This window comes from Tissierella creatinophila DSM 6911 (assembly GCF_001940565.1).
Lineage (GTDB): Bacteria > Bacillota > Clostridia > Tissierellales > Tissierellaceae > Tissierella_A > Tissierella_A creatinophila.
Genome location: NZ_LTDM01000007.1, coordinates 25809 through 43317, shown reverse-complemented (window position 1 = coordinate 43317; position 17509 = coordinate 25809). Strand labels below are relative to the sequence as shown.

Sequence of the window (17509 nt, the reverse complement as noted above, 5' to 3'; positions counted from 1 at the left end):
TTATTCTTCCATATTTTTTAGTTTTTCATATAGTTTTCTTTGAGTCTTTGAAAGGGTCTTAGGATTTACTATATTTATCTTCAAAAATAAATTACCCCTATTTCCTTTCATATCTCTATACCCCTTTTTAGGTATTTTAATTCTTTTACCACTTTCTATTCCTTCAGGAATATTTACCTTTATCTTACCATCTAATGTATCTACAACTTGTTTATTTCCAAGAGCTGCATCCCAAGGAAGTACATCTACTTTAGATATAAGATCAAGTCCGTCTAGTTCTAAACCATCTTCTTCTATAAAGTTTATTTTAAATAGAATATCTCCATCTATACCCCATTTTTCCCCTTTAACTTTTAATTTCTTACCTGGACCTATCCCACTTGGAACTTTTACTTTTATGGTTTTAACTTCTCCGTTAAAGCTTAAAGATATATCTTTTTCAAACCCTTTATATCCTTCTTCAATTGTTATGTTTAATTCAGAATCGTAGCTTTGCCTTTGAGCTTTAGCACGTCTTGAAGTCTTTCTTCCGCCACCAAATAAATCGTTTATATTAAACCCACTAGAAGCCCCAGATCCTCCTCCAAATATAGTATTAAAGAAGTCACTAAATCCTTCATCAGAACTTGTATATGTGTAAGATCCACCGCCTCCATAGCCGTACTGTGAGGGATCAAAGTTTTGTCCCCCTTGAAATCCTCCAGTTGAACCAAATGTATCATATTGTTTTCTCTTCTTTTCATCACCTAATACTTCATATGCTTCATTTACTTCTTTAAACTTTTCTTGTGCATCTTTATCGTCAGGATGTAAATCGGGATGATACTTTTTAGCTGCTTTTCTAAAAGCTTTTTTTATTTCATCTCCACTGGCACTTTTGCTTACTCCAAGTATTTTATAGTAATCTTTATATTCCAATATATATTCACCTCTTTTTTAAGTTTAAAATCTCTGACCTTATTTGACCTTTATAAGTTTATTATATACCTTTCTGGTATAAATTTCAATAAAAAAGGCAATTTAAATTGCCTTTTTTATTGAAGACATCTCTTCTTCATATCTAAAATTAAGTTTTAAATCATTATATTCTAAAATATAGTATTGTAAGATAAGGCTATCAAGTTTTTGACTAACTTCAACGACCTTTTTATCTCTTATATTGTGAGTTTCTAAGAGTTCTTCTAATAATTTTCTCGTTTTATTGATTTCTTTTAGCATTTTTATCTTCTCCTTATCTTCATAACAAATAGGAAAGGTTCTAGTACGTATATACATATATATATTATCTCCATCTTTAGAAATTTAAATCACATTTTCTAATATTTTTATGAATGTATGTTCATCAGTCTATTCAATCATAACATGCGTTCGAAGTAATTGTAAAGCATAAAATAAAAGATTTCCTTAAATTTAAGGAAATCTTTTATTTTATATATTTATCTATTATATTTATTATCTCTTGTATCTTTTCTTCGCCTTTATCTTCACTTTGGAGTATAGCTGTGGCAACACATGATCTAATATGACTATTTAATATATCTATATTTGCCTTTTTTAATAAACCTATTACAGATAGAATTTGCGTAGATATATCTACGCAATATCTTTCATCTTCAAGCATGTTTATTATTCCATCTATCTGTCCCCTAGCAGTCTTTAATTTATTTAAGGCTTTTTTCTTTGTTTCGTTCATAGTTTTTTTCCGCCTTTAATCTATACTTACGAGCTCATAACCCGCTTCATCTATTGCTTCTTTTAATCTGCTATCTTCCAAATCGCTTCCTTCAACTTCTACTTTGTTTTGTGCTAAATCCACCTCTACATCTAAGACCTCTGGTAATTCTCTTAATGCATTTTTAACTGCGTTTTCACAGTGAGAACAACTCATGCCTTCTACTATCAATGTTTTTTTCATTTTTATATTCCTCCTATTTATTTACTATTTATCTAAACTTTTTAAGTCTTAAAGAATTTGTAACGACTGAAACTGAACTAAATGCCATCGCTGCACCTGCTACCATAGGATTTAAAAATCCAAGTGCTGAGAATGGTATACCTATAGTATTGTAGAAAAATGCCCAAAATAGATTTTGGCGTATTGTCTTCATAGTTCTATGACTTAGCCTTATAGCTGTAACTACTCCAGAAAGGTCTCCCCTCATAAGAGTAATGTCCGCTGCTTCCATAGCTACGTCAGTTCCTGTTCCTATTGCAAAACCTACATCTGCTGCTGCAAGAGCTGGTGCATCGTTTATACCATCTCCTACCATTCCTACATGCTTACCTTCTTTTTTTAATGCTTCTACTTTTTCCGCTTTGTTTTCCGGCAAAACATCTGCTAAGATATTTGTAATACCAACCTGATCTGCTATAGCTTTTGCTGTTCTTTCATTGTCTCCTGTTATCATATATACTGTAAGATTCATCTCTTGAAGCTCTTTTATAGCTTTTAAAGAAGTTTCTTTTATCGTATCTGCTACTGCAATTATACCAGAGAGTTGACCATCTATAGCTATAAGCATTGCAGTTTTTCCAAGCGTTTCAAGTTCTGCTAGAGTATTTTCTTTTTCCTCTATATCCACACTATTATCCTTCATAAGCTTTCTATTTCCAATAAGAACTTTTTTACCTTCAAAATCTGCTTCAAGCCCCTTACCTGGAACTGCTGTAAAGTTTTTAGCTGCAACTATTTTTTCAAGCTTTGTTTCACCATATTTAACAATTGATTGACCCAGAGGATGTTCTGAGGCTTTTTCTACACTTGCTGCAATCCTTAAAATTTCATCTTCTTCAAATCCATTAAAGAAAAGTATATCTGTTACTTCAGGTTCTCCTTTAGTAATTGTACCCGTTTTATCAAATATTATAGTGTCCATTTCATGAGTTCTCTCTAAATGTTCACCTGATTTTATTAAAATCCCATTTTCTGCTCCCTTTCCAGTTCCTACCATTATAGCTGTAGGTGTTGCTAGGCCAAGCGCACATGGACAGGCTATAACAAGAACTGCTACTGCATTTATAAGTCCTTCATTAAAGTCTTTAAATACTAAGAAAAATATTAAAAATGTAACAAGTGCTATCCCTACAACCACCGGTACAAATATACCTGATATCTTATCTGCAAGTCTTTGAACAGGTGCTTTTGAACCTTGAGCATCTTCTACAAGTTTTATTATCTGTGAAAGCACTGTATCTTTTCCTATATTAGTAGCCCTAAATTTAAATGCCCCAAATTTATTGATAGTAGCTCCTATTACTTCATCTCCAATTGCTTTATCTATTGGTATACTCTCTCCTGTTATCATAGATTCATCAAGTGAGGAAGTTCCTTCTACTATAACACCATCTACTGGAACCTTTTCTCCAGGTTTTACTATCACTATGTCCCCTATATTTAAATCATCTATATCTATCTCAATTTCTTCACCATCTCTAATTATTAAAGCAGTTTTTGGTTGAAGACCCATAAGTTTTTTTATAGCTTCTGAAGTCTTTCCCTTTGCAATAGCTTCAAATGTCTTTCCTAAAAGTATAAGAGTTATAATAGTTGCCGATGCTTCAAAGTAGTATTCATGCACTCCTGCAAAAAGATTATATATACTATAAAAATAAGCAGCGGAAGTACCCATAGCAATTAGTACATCCATATTAGCTCCTCCGCCTCTTAAAGCTTTATACGCTCCATTATAAAATCTATATCCTATTATAAACTGTACAGGAGTTGCTAGGGCAAACTGAAACCAACCATTTGTCAGTATATTATTTATTCCTGCCATATGAAAAAACATAGCTGAGAAAAGTGGTATGGTGAGTATAGCAGAAACTATAAAAGAATTTTTTAAAGACTTTATTTCTTTTTCTCTAAGTTCTTTTTCACGATCTAAATCTCTATCTATCTCTACTTCTGCCTTATATCCTGCTTTTTCTATTATAGCTATTATGTCTTTATCGGTTAAAACACCCGATGAAAATTCTACAACTGCCTTATTGGTAGAAAGATTTACATTCGCCTTTTGGATTTCCTCTTTCTTATTTAAGGCCTTATCTACTCTAGTTGAGCATGCAGCACAAGTCATGCCCTCTATAAGATAAGTTCTCTTAACCAAGGGTACTTCGTATCCAGTTTTCTCTATCAGATTTACTAATTCGCTTGGTCCTACTATATTAGAATCATATTCTATAGTGGCCTTTTGACCCAATAGATTTACTACTGCATTTATAACACCTTCTTTTTTATTTAAGGCTTTTTCAACTCTAGCTGAGCATGCAGCACAAGTCATACCATTGATTTCTATATCTATTTTTGAATTTATCATAATATCAACTCCTCCTTCCACCCCCCTCTATAGGGGGTCTTTTATTTATAATAGCACCTTAGTTTCAGTTTGTCAAATAAAAACAATTTAATTCCCAGTAAAAAGGTGTTGATTTTTTCAATAATTTATTATAGAATATAAATAGTTGATAATCGTTATCAATTCATGCTTTTTAATTATAAAGGAGTGAATTTAAATGGAAAATCTATACATAGAACAATCATCTCTATCATCTCTTAAAAAGGGTGAATGTGGTAAGATTTGTGGAATTTCTGCCGGATGCAATTCAAGAAGTAGATTATGTGAACTAGGACTTAACAAAGGAGTATTAGTAAAAATAGTCAAAAATGACATTGGACCGTTAATATTAAATATACAAGGACACAAGCTTGCTATTGGAAAAGGACTTGCAAGTAAGATAATTATAGAAAGATAGATTTTAAATGTAGAAAGGGATGGATACATGGACACAATTGCTTTGGTAGGAAACCCAAATAGTGGTAAAACTACGCTTTTCAATGCTATAACAGGATCAAATCAACATGTTGGAAACTGGCCTGGAGTTACTGTTGAAAAAAAGGAAGGAAAAGTAAAATATAATAATAAAGAATATAATATAGTGGATCTACCAGGTACTTACAGCCTTGGAGCCTTTTCAGAAGATGAAATTGTTGCAAGAGATTTTATATTAAAGGGAAATCCCGATGTAGTAATAAATGTAATTGATGCAACCAATATTGAAAGAAATTTATACTTAACAGCTCAACTTATAGAGATGGGTACAAAGGTAGTCCTCGCTCTAAACATGATGGATGAAGCAAAGGCTAAAAACATAGAAATTGATTTAGATAAATTATCTAAAGAACTTGGTGTACCAATAGTTGCAACGATTGCTTCAAAAAAACAAGGTATACAAGATTTATTAAAGTCTGCAACTGAATATATTAACTATGAAAAAATGATAAAACCTTTTACTTATACTGAAAGAATTAAAAACGAATTAGAATCTATAATGCCTCTTCTTTCAGATTCTGAATATATATATCCTAAGAACTGGTTAGCGATTAAGATTTTAGAAAAAGATAAAGAAATTATAAATTATATAGATAAAAATGGAACCGAAAATTTAAAAAATAAAGTCAATGAGATTCAATCAATAGATTCTGATTTAGAACTTGAAATAATAGATAATAGATATAATTTTGTAGGAGATATTCTCTCCCATAGTGTAAAAAGACCTGCTGAAGACCAGCTTAGTTTAACAGATAAGATAGATAAAATAGTTACAGATAAGTTTTGGGGGATTCCTATCTTTGGGCTTATAATGTTTATAGTATTTCAACTTACATTTACAATTGGAGAAGGTTTTTTAGGTGGACTTGTTGAAGGATTAATAGGAACACTTGGAAAATATGTAGAAGAAGTATTATTAAATATATCCGCTCCCACTCTACTTACTTCATTTATAATTGACGGGATATTTGGAGGCGTTGGAGCTGTTTTAGTCTTTGTACCTCTTATAGTAGTCTTATATTTCTTTTTAGGAATATTAGAGGATACAGGTTATATGGCAAGAGCTGCGTATGTTATGGATGGTATAATGAGAAAACTTGGTCTTCACGGTAAGACATTTATTTCAATGATAATAGGTTTTGGATGTAATGTGCCTGGAATTATGGCAACTAGGACACTCGAAAATAAAAAAGATAGAATGATAGCGATACTTATAAATCCATTTATGAGCTGCGGGGCAAGGATACCTATATACATGTTGTTTATTGCAGCATTTTTCCCAAACAACGGAGGATTGGTGCTATTTTCATTGTATCTACTAGGTATTATAATGGCACTTGTAGTAGGTAAGATATTTAGTAAGACACTTTTTAAAGGAGAGAGTTCTGACTTTATAATGGAGCTTCCTCCTTATAGACTTCCTTCTATAACAAGTGTACTTAGAAATATGTGGGATAAAGTATGGGATTTTCTTCATAGAGCAGGTACGGTGATCTTTGTGGTTGTAAGTCTACTATGGGTGCTTTCGATACTTCCATATGGTGTAGAGCCATCTAGTCAGGGAAGTTATCTGGGTAAAATTGGAACTGTTGTAGCTCCAATATTTAAACCAGCTGGATTTGGGTCATGGCAAGCGGCTGTAAGTCTATTTTCTGGTATAGCTGCTAAAGAAGCAGTTGTTGGTGTTCTTGGAATGGTATATGCTGCTGGTTCATCTGATCCTAGCGCCCTAGCTGTTGAGCTTCAAAGTATATTTACACCTCTTACTGCCGTTTCCTTTATGGTTATGGTATTGTTTTATACTCCATGTGCTGCTACTATAGCTACAGTAAAAAAAGAAACTAATTCCTATAAATGGGCAATATTTATATCTATCTATACATTTATAATAGGATGGATATCAGCTGTACTTGTCTATCAAGTTGGAACTTTACTAGGGTTTTAAAGGAGATGAATTCTTTTGCTTAAGGAAACTTTAAAATTAATAGATGAAACAAATCTTTATTCAGATTTATATATAAGCAAATCACTTAATATTTCAAAAGATATGGCAAAGGCTCTAGTAGAAGATCTTATAAGAATGGGGTATTTAATAGAAGATATAGGTTCTTCCACTTGTGAAACTTCTTGCAATAGATGTCCTTATGCTAGAAGCTGTAACACGACTTTAGTAAAAACATTTAAAATTTCTTCTAAAGGAGAAAATTTGTTGAAATCTATCTAGACATGATACTTAGCTGTAAACAGCTAAGTATTTTTTATTTTTGAAGATATATTAAAAAACTTAATATATTTTCAAAAAAGATGTTTAGAAAATATATATTGGGTATAATATAGATACAACCATAAAAGATAAGATAACTTATACCCCTTAGATTTATCTTATATAAATTTTATGGCTTGTAAATAAAACTTTAGTTAACAGAGTCTAAAGTATTAAAGAAGTAAGAGTTTAGAAACGATAATTAGATTTATAAAAATTATCGCAAAAGAGATTAGATTTTAAAATACGAAGGTTGATTTAGATGTAAAATATTTAAAGTAACTAGAGTAAAAGTATTAAATAAACAAAGATAACAAGAGTAAGATAATAAGAGTAAATTTGTTTACAATTTAATATCGGTTTAAAGAATTGTTAAGATGGAAGTTTCCCCTAAAGACGGATACTGAAACTTAATAAATAAACTTAATAAAGAAGTATAAAAAGATTAAGTTTAATAAGTTCAATTGAGGAGAAGATTAGTATAGTACAAGATTTAAGCATTGAGAGTTGTTTAGACTCTGTTAACAGTTTTAAGTTTTATTTTAAATAGATGGGTGTTTTCTAGTAAACAATATAGAAGACATCCATCTTATTTTTTAAATCTAAAACCTTTGGCTATCATTTGTATATATTGTAATTCAAGAAGTTTAAGTTTATAATGGTAATAATATAATTTAAGGAGACGATTATGAATAATTTAGACTGGTCAAATAATAGAAATCTTTCAATGCTTGCAGATTTTTATGAATTCACTATGGCAAATGGATATTTAGAAAATGATATGGAAGGAAAAATCGCTTATTTTGATATGTTTTTTAGATCTATTCCTGATGATGGAGGATACGGCATCATGGCTGGAGTAGAACAACTTATTGAATATCTTAAAAACTTAAGATTTAGCGATAGAGATATAGAATACTTTCGAAGCAAAGGTATCTTTTCAGAAAAGTTTTTAAAATATCTTCGTAATTTTAAGTTTACCTGTGATGTATGGGCATTTAAAGAAGGCACTCCCATCTTTCCTAGAGAACCTATAGTTATAGTTAGAGGTCCTATGGTACAAGCTCAACTTATAGAAACCATGATACTTCTTACTATAAATCATCAATCGTTGATAGCAACTAAAGCTAGTCGAATAGTAAGAGCAGCTGAAGGTAGACCTGTAATAGAATTTGGCAGTAGAAGAGCACATAGTTATGAAGCAGCAATTTTAGGGGCTAGGGCAGCCTATATTGGAGGTTGTATGGGTACAGCTAACACTATAGTAGATAGAGATTTTAATATACCTGCAATGGGTACCATGGCTCATAGCTGGATTCAGTCATTTAACACTGAGCTTGAGGCGTTTAAAGCTTATGCTAGAGTCTATCCAGATAACTGTTATCTACTTGTAGATACATACAATACATTAAAACAAGGTATACCAAATGCTATAAAAACTTTTAACGAAGAGGTCTTACCTAGAGGCTTTAGACCTAAGGGCATAAGAATAGACAGTGGAGATATGGCTTATCTTTCTAAAGAAGCTAGAAAGATGCTAGATGAAGCTGGCTTTCCTGATTGTACAATTATGGCATCAAGTGGTTTAGATGAATATATTATAACAGATTTGATAAATCAAGGTGCTAAGATAAATTTATTTGGTGTAGGTGAAAGACTTATAACTGCTATGAGTGAACCAATATTTGGTGGGGTATATAAGCTTACAGCTCTTGAGGAAAACGGAAAGATAATCCCTAAGATAAAGATAAGTGAAAATGTTGGAAAGATAACTACTCCAAGTTTTAAACAAGTTCATAGATTGTTTGATAAGACTACAAATAAAGCTATAGCTGATGTTGTAACTCTTCATGAAGAAGAAATAGATGATACTAAGCCATATGAAATATTTCATCCTCTATTTACATGGAAGAGAAAGGTTATAGAAAACTTTTATGTTGAAAAACTCTTAGTTAAAATATTTGATAAGGGTGAGCAGGTCTATAAAAATAGAAATATACATGAAATCAAAGAATATACCAGTAAGAATATAGAAAACCTTTGGCAAGAAGTAAAGCGATTTGAAAACCCTCATGAATATGTAGTAGATTTATCGCTTAAACTATGGACAATAAAAGATAAGCTACTAAAAGAAAAAACCGATAGTTAAACTATCGGTTTTTTGCTATAATTTTTCACCAAATACTCCAATTTGGTATAAAAACACTAATAATATTCCAATAGGAGCTATATATCTTATTATTGTATAAAATGCCTTTTCATACATTACATTAAATGAACCTTCACTAGTAAGCTGTGCTTTTACTCTATCTTTATTCATAAACCAACCAATAAATATTACGCTTATAAGTGCTGCTGTAGTTAAAAAATAATTTGCTGTAGTCGTATCTAAAAAATCAAAGAAATTCTTACCAAAGAAGACTTTACCTGAGAGTGGACCATTAGCAAGTGATGCAAAAAATCCTATTATTGTTATACTTGTAAAGGAAAGTATACTTGCTTTTTTTCTTTCCATTTTAAGACTATCAACTAAAAACGCTACTACTACTTCAAGTAGAGATATAGTGCTTGTAAGAGCTGCTAGTGCTAAAAGTGAAAAAAACATTATACTAAAAAAGTATCCTCCTGGCATTTGATTAAATACATTTGGAAGAGTTGTGAATACAAGCCCCGGTCCTTCTGCAGGATCTAATCCATATGCAAATACAGCTGGAAATATTGCTACCCCTGCAAGCAGAGCAATTAGTGTATCTGCTATTGAAATTTGAAGTGCTGTTTTTCCTAAGTTTTCCTTATCTCCTATATACGAACCATAAGTTATCATAATTCCCATACCAAGACTAAGTGAATAAAATGCATGTCCAAGTGCAGCCAAAACTACTCTTCTATCTATTATAGAAAAATCCGGTTTAAATAAAAACTTAAGTCCCTCCATACTATTTGGAAGACTAATTGCTCTAATATCAAGTACGATGATAAGAACTAATAATAGAGGAACCATTATCTTTGAAACTTTTTCTATTCCCTTTTCTATCCCAGTAGAAACTACAAGTCCAGTTACACCCATAAATATAATTTGCCATATAATTGGTCTGTATGGATGTTGTATAAACGTCCCAAACATATTTGCAATCTCTTCACTATTTTGGCCTGCAAACTTGTTTGTTATAGATGAAAATACATATTCAAGTGTCCAACCTGCTACTACACCATAATACGAAAGAATAAAAAATGCAGATAAAACTCCAAGCACTCCCGAAATATAAAAAGGCCTCTTAGAATCAAGCTTTTTAAATGATCCTATAGCGTCAAGTTTCGCTTCCCTACCTATTACAAACTCACTTAACATAAGAGGTAATCCTATTATTGCAACTATCCCTAAATATATAATTAAAAAGGCACCTCCGCCATATTTACCCGTTACATATGGAAACCTCCATATGTTTCCAAGCCCTACTGCAGATCCTATTGCAGCTGCAAGTATACCAAACTTGGAACTAAAACCTTCTCTTTTTTCCATTTACCATAACCCCCTTTTTTTGTACATAATTTATACTATAATGTGATATAGCCTATTTGTCAAGAATAGTATGTGAAAATTTGTATTTATTTGTCAATATATGCGATATGGGATTAAATGGATTACTTATCTAAACTCTTAGAGTGATTTATTTCTTTAATCTTCCTTAGCTCCTTAAAAAAGTTCTGTAAAATTTCTGTACATTCTTTTTCTAAAATCCCAGTTTCTACTTCTACCCTATGGTTTAAACTTGGATGATTTACTATATTGATAAGACTTCCTGCACATCCTCTCTTGGGATCAAGCGAGCCTATTACAAGTCTTTTTATTCGTGAGTTGACTATAGCTCCTGCACACATAGCACACGGTTCTAGTGTAACATACATAGTAGAATCTATTAATCTCCAGGCATCCATAGATTTACTCGCCTCATCTATTGCAATTATTTCTGCGTGAGATAGTGAGTTTTTAAGTGTTTCTACTTTATTGTGACCCCTTCCTATTATCTTACCATCATATACAATAATAGCACCTACTGGAACTTCTAAGAGTTCATACGCATATTTAGCTTCTTTTAAAGCTTCTTTCATAAAATGTTCATCCATTTTTTCACCTACTTTTAAGTGTCTGAAACTTATCACATAAAAAAATCTTATAAATATTATATTTATAAGATTTAAGTGGCACCCCCGGCCGGAATCGAACCAGCAACTAACCCTTAGGAGGGGTTTATTATATCCATTTAACTACGAGGGCCTATTTTGCTTCTTCTTATTTTATTACTACATTATTTTATAATAACTATTACCTCTTGTCAACCTTAGTCTATTATTCCTTTTTCAATCTTCTATATCCCTATTATATCTTACTATCTTTAGTATCATAATAGTAACATATTTTAGAAATTTTAATATAATATAGTGAGCAATCCAAAATCTACTAAGGAGGTATTTACTATGTTACAATGTGGTGGTTATAAGAAAAAAGATAGTAGTTTATTGTTTTTCTTTTTATTATTAGTAATTATTTTTTCAGGTGGTTGTGGTTGTAAATATTAAAAAAGAGCTTTAAAGCTCTTTTTTATTTTAGCCACTCTTCTTCTAATCCCTTAAAGCTCTCCTTTGTTACTTTCTCACAAATTTCTAAAAAACCTTCAGTAGTAGCATTCTTATATTTATATTCTTTAAAATATGTGCTAAGGATTTTTAAAAGAGTATCCTTTCCATATCTATCTTCTATATCTCTTAAAAATACAGCTGCTTTTGTATATACTAAAATACCATAGTCATCCCAGTCTTCAAATTCTTCTATCGATTTATTTACCTGAGTATCTTCCCCTCTTAGATACTCTTCTATGATGTCATAATTCATTTCAAAACCATTTTCAAAATATAAATCTCCCTCTTTTTCCCCATATATTTTATCCATATATATGACTTCAGAATAGCTAGTTAATCCCTCATCTAACCAAGCTTCTTTTACTTGATCATTCCCAACAAGGCCATACCACCATTGATGAGCTGTCTCATGGACTATAGTTTGTTCTAGGATTGTCTTAGCATCTTTAGTGAAATATCTTTCATTTATAAATACTATACTCGGATATTCCATTCCACTTGGGAACTCTGTTAAAACTACTGAATATACACCATATGGGTATTTACCAAAAGATTTATTAAAAGCCTTTATAGAGTCTACACTATATTTTAAACTCTCTTCAATCATAGTTTTATTATTATCTAAATAATATAATTTTACTAAAGTATCATCTACCATTTCTTCTCTTATTTTAAAGTCACTACTTGCCGCAAAGGCAAAGTCTCTTATAAATCTTCCCTCTATCTTATAGATTTTTTCTTTGCCTATTATTTTTTCTTCCAAGATATTTCCACTACTTGCAACAATTATATCTTTATCTACTGTTATATTTACATCATAGTTGGATGCATCTGTATAAAATGGATCTCCTACTGAATAATAAGGATCCTTACTCCATCCATCTTCATCATATACTGATAGAACTGGATACCAATTTCCAAAGTTCATAGTGTTTTTTCCATATCCAAATCGATCTTGTGATGTAGGGAGTTTTACAAAGTACTCCATATCTATCTCTATTTGTTGACCTTCCATCAAAGGTCTTTCAAGTTTTATCTTTAAAAGTGTTTTATCCTCTCCCTCTATTGTATATTTTAAATCTTCACCTTTTAAACTAAGTTTTTTCATCTCTATAAATCCCTCTTTAAAGGTTTTCTTTGTATATGGAGATTGTGAAAAAAGAATAGGTGAATCTTCAAAACGTTTGAAAGCATTTGGATATAGCCTAAAATATATTTCTCCTAGGGCAACCCCTGTATTATTTTTAAATAGAGTTTTTTGTTTTCCCGTAAAGGATTTTTCCTTCTCATCAATTTTTATATCTATTTTATATTTATTTAAATCCCCTTCTACTGTGCCATTTGCATCTTTTTCTATCAAAGTAGATGGCTTAAAATTAGAACTCGTTTTATCATCATTACCCTTACAACCAGTTAAAAATAAAGTAAATATCAATAAGAATAGATAAATCCTGCTTTTATTTTTCAATTTATTCCTCCTAGAATTTTAGATTTATATGTATTATAACAATATTATTGCTAGTATATAACAATATATTCCATTTAAGAGATATTAATAACTAGAAAAAATACATCTTAGATATCTATCTATGATGTATTTTAAATAATTTACTTTTGGATTTTTTCTATATTTCTTAAATATGGTCTTAAAACTTCAGGTACTATTACACTTCCATCTTCTTGCTGGTAATTTTCTAGTATTGCTGCAAAAGTTCTACCAACTGCAAGACCTGATCCATTTAGTGTATGAAGATACTCTACTTTAGAAGTTTTATCGTTTCTAAATCTAAGATTAGTTCTCCTTGCTTGGAAATCTTCAAAGTTACTACAGCTTGATATCTCTACATATCTATCATAACTTGGCATCCAAACTTCTATATCATAAGTTTTAGCAGAAGAAAAACCTAAATCTCCACTACTAAGCATTACAACTCTATATGGAATATTTAAAAGCTTTAATATCTCCTCTGCATTTTTTGTAAGCTTTTCAAGCTCATCATAAGAACTCTCTGGTTTTACAAGCTTTACAAGTTCTACTTTATCAAATTGATGATTTCTTATAAGTCCTCTGGTATCTCGTCCAGCAGCTCCAGCTTCTTGCCTAAAACAAGGAGTATAACCTGTATAATATACTGGTAGATTTTCCCCCTCTAAAATCTCATCTCTATGAAGATTGGTAAGTGGAACTTCAGCAGTAGGTACTAAAAAATAATCTTTTTCTGGAAGATGAAACATATCATTCTCAAACTTTGGAAGTTGACCTGTACCTATCATACTATCTCTATTTACCATAAAAGGCGTAAGCATCTCAGTATATCCATGTTCAGAAGTATGAGTATCTAACATAAAGCTCATTATAGCTCTTTCAAGTTTTGCACCTAGTCCTTTAAAAACAGTAAATCTAGCTCCTGTAATCTTTGAAGCTCTTTCAAAGTCTAAGATATCTAAATCAGTTCCAATATCCCAATGGGCCTTTATTTCAAAATCAAACTTCCTAGGTTCTCCAAATTTTCTAATCTCTACATTGTCCTCATCACTTTTACCTATTACCACAGATTCATGAGGGGTATTTGGTATTTCAAGTAGTAGAGCTTTAAGTTTTTCATCTATTTCTTTTACTAATATATCTTTTTCTTTTACTTTATCAGAAAGGCTTTTCATCTCTTCTAAAACTTCCGCTACATCTTTTCCTTCCTTTTTAAGTTTTGGTATTTCTTTAGATACACTATTTTGTTTAGCTTTCATTTCTTCTACTTCTATAAGTAGATTTCTTCTCTTTTCATCTATTTGAATCACTTCATCTATTGGAAAAGATCCATGTCTTTTTTCTAAAGCTTCTTTTACTTCTTTTGCATTCATCCTTATTCTTTTGATATCTAACATTTTTAAAAACCTCCTATTTTTATCAAAAAACAAAAAATACCCCCGCTTCCCATAGTAGGGACGAGAGTAAAGCCCGCGTTGCCACCCTAATTAACCTTTTTAAAGTTCACTTAAAAGATTACTAGCTCCAGGATGGATTCAAAAAATTTACTTACCAATTTTCACCACGCATTGGCTCTCTTAAAAGTTCGTTTTTTTACTTATTCCCTTCTTCGCTACAATATTTAATTATAATATAGTATAACTCAAATTAACTAAATTATCAACCAATTTTCTAAAAAATTATATTTTTTTTATAAAAAAACATTTTTCATTTAAAATATATGGTATAATATATCTTGATGCTGGTATACCTATTTGTTAGAGAAGGTGAATAATATTATGCAATGTCAAATATGTCCTATGAAGTGTGAGTTAAACATAGAAGAAAACAAAGAAGATAATTCCTATAAAGTAAGCGGCAATAGATGCCCACAAGGACAAAAATATGCATTAAAAGAAATGACCGAGCCATCAAGAGTGGTTTTTTCCAGAGTGCTTTTAGATAGTGGCCCTATGAGTAGATTACATGTCAAAACTGATGATATAGTACCAAGTTATCTAAAAGATAAATTTATAGAGATAATAGAAAATACTAGAGTAAAGGCCCCTGTATCTAAAGGTGCTATTATAATAGAAGATATAATGAATACTGGTATAAATGTTATCTCAACTAGAAAAGTAAATAAGATTTAATGTTTGTTTAATCTTACTAATTTGTAAGGCGACTTTAATCTATGTGTAATCTTCTTATTATATAGTTCTATTTAAGAATAAAAGAAGATTTAATCTAATATATTAGTGTAGCTTGTAAGATTAGTAAAAAGAAAAAGAGGGGTATAAATGGAAAACAAAAAAAGAAAAGTTTATGGAAATTTTAAAAACAATATTATATTAGTATTACTAGTTCTTGGAGGAATATTTAATGACTTAGTTCTAAGAGCTCTTACTATAGGAGGAGTATTTAAATTAAAGCCAATTGTTACAAGTATCTCTATGATACTTATTATAAGTATACTTGCTCTGTTTTTATCCTATAAAAACAGAAACTATGTCTATATTATTCTGTCTGGGGTATTTAGTTTTTTAAGTGCAGCAAATTACTTATATTATACACATTTTAACTCGTTTATATCTGTTACACTTTTTAATCAAGCTAAACAACTTGGAAAGATGAAAAATAGTGTTACAGAAACTTTGGATATAAAGGTATTGCTATTTGTTATTCCAACTGTGCTTTTGATAATAGCTTTTAAAAGACTTAAAAAGAAAGGTTATTTTGAAAAGCCAGAAGGAAAAGTATGTAAAAGACAGGTTATAAGACCATTTGTACTTGGAACAGTAATGCTTCTAATGGTATCTCTTACACTAACATCAAGTGATTTTAGTAGACTTAAAAAACAATGGAATAGATCTTACCTTGTAGAAGAACTTGGTATATATTCTTATGCTACAGCAGATATAGTTAAATCTGCATTTGTACCTAAACCTACTAAAGTAAATCCTGGAGATTTTAATGAAGCACTAAAAGGTTTAGTAGATGAAAATAATAGTTCAAGAATAGAAAATGAGTATACAGGTATATTAGAAGGAAAAGATATATATGTAATTCACTATGAAAGTGCACAAAATTTTGCTATGGATTTATCATTTGGAGATGGAGAAGTTACTCCTTTCTTAAACAAATTATCAAAAGAGGGATTGTTCTTTAATAACTTTTATCCTCAACATTCTATAGGTACTAGTAGTGACTCAGAGTTTACCTTTAATACTTCACTATATCCTATAAATAATGGTACAGTTTTTATAGACCATAGTAATAAAGAGTATGAATCAATTCAAAAGTTATTAAATGAAAAAGATTATTATACAATGAGTATGCATGGTAACAACGGAGACTTTTGGAATAGAGATATAATGCATGAAAATCTTGGTTATCAAGAATTTGTAAGCAAAGATAGTTATGAGATAGATGAAGAAGTTGGGCTTGGTCTTAGTGATGAGTCATTCTACAAGCAATCTGTTCAAAAGATAAAAAAGATAAAAGAAGAAAAGAAGAAGCCTATTATGGCAAAACTTATTTCTCTTTCAAATCATTATCCTTTTGATGATTTAAAGACTTATGGAGAATTCGATACTGGTTATTTAGAAGGAAGTGATATATCTAATTATCTAAAATCTTTTAACTACGCAGATAAGTCCCTACAGGTCTTTGTAGAAGAAATGGATAAAGAAGGACTTTTAGAAAATGCGGTTATATTGATATATGGTGATCACCATGCTAAGATTTCAACTGAAGATTATGAGAAAATCTATAACTATGATAAAGATACTGATACAGTATTAGCCAAAGATGATCCAAATTATATTAAAGTAAATAACTCTTATTTAAAACAAGTAAGAAAAACTCCACTTATAATTTGGTCTAAAGATGGATCTTTAGCAAAAAAAGTTGAAGAACCAATAGGAATGGTAGATGTTCTTCCAACGATTTCAAATATGCTTGGAGTATTTAATCCTTATCAAATGGGAAAAGATATATTTAATGTAGAAGAAAATACAGTAGCATTCCCTGATGGAAGCTTTATAGATAAAGACTACTATTACTCTTCATCAACTTCAGAACTCTATGATATTAAAACTAATGAACTATTAGTAAGAGAAGATTTAGATGAGGATATTACACCAGTGATAGAGAGAATAGAACAGAGATTAGAACTTTCTTCCAATATAATAAATAATGATTTAATAAAATATTATAAAGAATTTTTAAAAAATGAAACTACTAAAACAAAAGTTATAGATGGTAAAGAAATAGAGATATTGAGTGAATAAAAAAAAGACAAGATTAAAAATC

General features: G+C 30.5%; 15 protein-coding genes, 1 tRNA gene and 1 other annotated feature. Of the genes, 6 read left to right on the top strand and 10 right to left on the bottom strand.

Annotated features, from left to right (window positions below; all coding sequences use genetic code 11):
* From TICRE_RS02800 to TICRE_RS02780, 5 genes are all read right to left on the bottom strand, one after another.
* On the bottom strand, window positions 1-918 hold the full coding sequence (locus tag TICRE_RS02800) for a DnaJ C-terminal domain-containing protein (RefSeq protein WP_075724914.1): 918 nt from the start codon (window positions 916-918) through the stop codon (window positions 1-3).
* Window positions 919-1020: 102 nt separating this feature from the next.
* Window positions 1021-1275, bottom strand: coding sequence for an aspartyl-phosphate phosphatase Spo0E family protein (locus tag TICRE_RS02795; protein WP_075724912.1), 255 nt, complete (start codon window positions 1273-1275; stop codon window positions 1021-1023).
* A 148-nt stretch (window positions 1276-1423) separates the two neighbouring features.
* Complete coding sequence (locus tag TICRE_RS02790) at window positions 1424-1693, bottom strand: metal-sensing transcriptional repressor (protein WP_075724910.1); 270 nt, start codon at window positions 1691-1693, stop codon at window positions 1424-1426.
* A gap of 15 nt (window positions 1694-1708) precedes the next feature.
* A complete protein-coding gene (locus TICRE_RS02785; protein ID WP_075724908.1) occupies window positions 1709-1915 on the bottom strand; it encodes a heavy-metal-associated domain-containing protein in 207 nt (68 codons plus the stop codon).
* Between the two features lie 28 nt (window positions 1916-1943).
* On the bottom strand, window positions 1944-4316 hold the full coding sequence (locus TICRE_RS02780; RefSeq protein ID WP_075724906.1) for a heavy metal translocating P-type ATPase: 2373 nt from the start codon (window positions 4314-4316) through the stop codon (window positions 1944-1946).
* A gap of 196 nt (window positions 4317-4512) precedes the next feature.
* Between TICRE_RS02780 and TICRE_RS02775 the strand changes: the two genes are divergently transcribed.
* The 4 genes from TICRE_RS02775 (at window position 4513) to TICRE_RS02760 (ending at window position 9241) form a co-directional block, all read left to right on the top strand.
* On the top strand, window positions 4513-4752 hold the full coding sequence (locus TICRE_RS02775) for a FeoA family protein (RefSeq protein ID WP_075724904.1): 240 nt from the start codon (window positions 4513-4515) through the stop codon (window positions 4750-4752).
* A 27-nt stretch (window positions 4753-4779) separates the two neighbouring features.
* Entirely contained in the window at window positions 4780-6774 is a 1995-nt protein-coding gene (gene feoB, locus TICRE_RS02770; protein WP_075724902.1) for a ferrous iron transport protein B, read from the top strand.
* A gap of 15 nt (window positions 6775-6789) precedes the next feature.
* Window positions 6790-7053, top strand: coding sequence for a FeoC-like transcriptional regulator (locus TICRE_RS02765; RefSeq protein ID WP_075724901.1), 264 nt, complete (start codon window positions 6790-6792; stop codon window positions 7051-7053).
* A gap of 727 nt (window positions 7054-7780) precedes the next feature.
* Window positions 7781-9241: a nicotinate phosphoribosyltransferase gene (locus tag TICRE_RS02760; protein WP_075724899.1), complete on the top strand. Its 1461-nt coding sequence runs from the start codon at window positions 7781-7783 to the stop codon at window positions 9239-9241.
* A 15-nt stretch (window positions 9242-9256) separates the two neighbouring features.
* Here TICRE_RS02760 and TICRE_RS02755 read toward each other — a convergent pair whose 3' ends face one another.
* The 5 genes from TICRE_RS02755 to serS form a co-directional block, all read right to left on the bottom strand.
* Window positions 9257-10612, bottom strand: coding sequence for a sodium-dependent transporter (locus tag TICRE_RS02755; RefSeq protein ID WP_075724897.1), 1356 nt, complete (start codon window positions 10610-10612; stop codon window positions 9257-9259).
* 122 nt (window positions 10613-10734) lie between these two features.
* Window positions 10735-11217: a tRNA adenosine(34) deaminase TadA gene (gene tadA / locus TICRE_RS02750; RefSeq protein WP_075724895.1), complete on the bottom strand. Its 483-nt coding sequence runs from the start codon at window positions 11215-11217 to the stop codon at window positions 10735-10737.
* Between the two features lie 76 nt (window positions 11218-11293).
* Window positions 11294-11368, bottom strand: a tRNA-Arg gene (locus TICRE_RS02745).
* Window positions 11369-11692: 324 nt separating this feature from the next.
* Complete coding sequence (locus tag TICRE_RS02740; protein WP_075724893.1) at window positions 11693-13198, bottom strand: M1 family metallopeptidase; 1506 nt, start codon at window positions 13196-13198, stop codon at window positions 11693-11695.
* Between the two features lie 140 nt (window positions 13199-13338).
* Window positions 13339-14613 (bottom strand): serine--tRNA ligase, encoded by a 1275-nt coding sequence (gene serS, locus TICRE_RS02735; protein WP_075724891.1) that lies wholly within the window; start codon window positions 14611-14613, stop codon window positions 13339-13341.
* A gap of 53 nt (window positions 14614-14666) precedes the next feature.
* Window positions 14667-14835: a binding site (T-box leader), on the bottom strand.
* A gap of 159 nt (window positions 14836-14994) precedes the next feature.
* Here serS and TICRE_RS02730 point away from each other — a divergent pair.
* Together TICRE_RS02730 and TICRE_RS02725 are read left to right on the top strand one after the other, a co-directional pair.
* Window positions 14995-15348: a DUF1667 domain-containing protein gene (locus tag TICRE_RS02730; RefSeq protein WP_075724889.1), complete on the top strand. Its 354-nt coding sequence runs from the start codon at window positions 14995-14997 to the stop codon at window positions 15346-15348.
* Window positions 15349-15495: 147 nt separating this feature from the next.
* Window positions 15496-17487 carry an LTA synthase family protein gene (locus tag TICRE_RS02725; RefSeq protein ID WP_075724886.1) on the top strand — a complete coding sequence of 664 codons (1992 nt, stop codon included), beginning with the start codon at window positions 15496-15498 and terminating at the stop codon, window positions 17485-17487.
* Window positions 17488-17509: the final 22 nt, after the last annotated feature.

Bases quoted from the DNA above. Each gene is read 5' to 3' on its own strand.
- TICRE_RS02780 (WP_075724906.1), bottom strand. From the start codon at position 4,316: ATGATAAATTCAAAAATAGATATAGAAATCAATGGTATGACTTGTGCT.
- TICRE_RS02760 (WP_075724899.1), top strand. From the start codon at position 7,781: ATGAATAATTTAGACTGGTCAAATAATAGAAATCTTTCAATGCTTGCA.
- TICRE_RS02725 (WP_075724886.1), top strand. From the start codon at position 15,496: ATGGAAAACAAAAAAAGAAAAGTTTATGGAAATTTTAAAAACAATATT.
- tadA (WP_075724895.1), bottom strand. From the start codon at position 11,217: ATGGATGAACATTTTATGAAAGAAGCTTTAAAAGAAGCTAAATATGCG.
- TICRE_RS02730 (WP_075724889.1), top strand. From the start codon at position 14,995: ATGCAATGTCAAATATGTCCTATGAAGTGTGAGTTAAACATAGAAGAA.
- serS (WP_075724891.1), bottom strand. From the start codon at position 14,613: ATGTTAGATATCAAAAGAATAAGGATGAATGCAAAAGAAGTAAAAGAA.
- TICRE_RS02775 (WP_075724904.1), top strand. From the start codon at position 4,513: ATGGAAAATCTATACATAGAACAATCATCTCTATCATCTCTTAAAAAG.
- TICRE_RS02790 (WP_075724910.1), bottom strand. From the start codon at position 1,693: ATGAACGAAACAAAGAAAAAAGCCTTAAATAAATTAAAGACTGCTAGG.
- TICRE_RS02795 (WP_075724912.1), bottom strand. From the start codon at position 1,275: ATGTATATACGTACTAGAACCTTTCCTATTTGTTATGAAGATAAGGAG.
- feoB (WP_075724902.1), top strand. From the start codon at position 4,780: ATGGACACAATTGCTTTGGTAGGAAACCCAAATAGTGGTAAAACTACG.
- TICRE_RS02785 (WP_075724908.1), bottom strand. From the start codon at position 1,915: ATGAAAAAAACATTGATAGTAGAAGGCATGAGTTGTTCTCACTGTGAA.
- TICRE_RS02755 (WP_075724897.1), bottom strand. From the start codon at position 10,612: ATGGAAAAAAGAGAAGGTTTTAGTTCCAAGTTTGGTATACTTGCAGCT.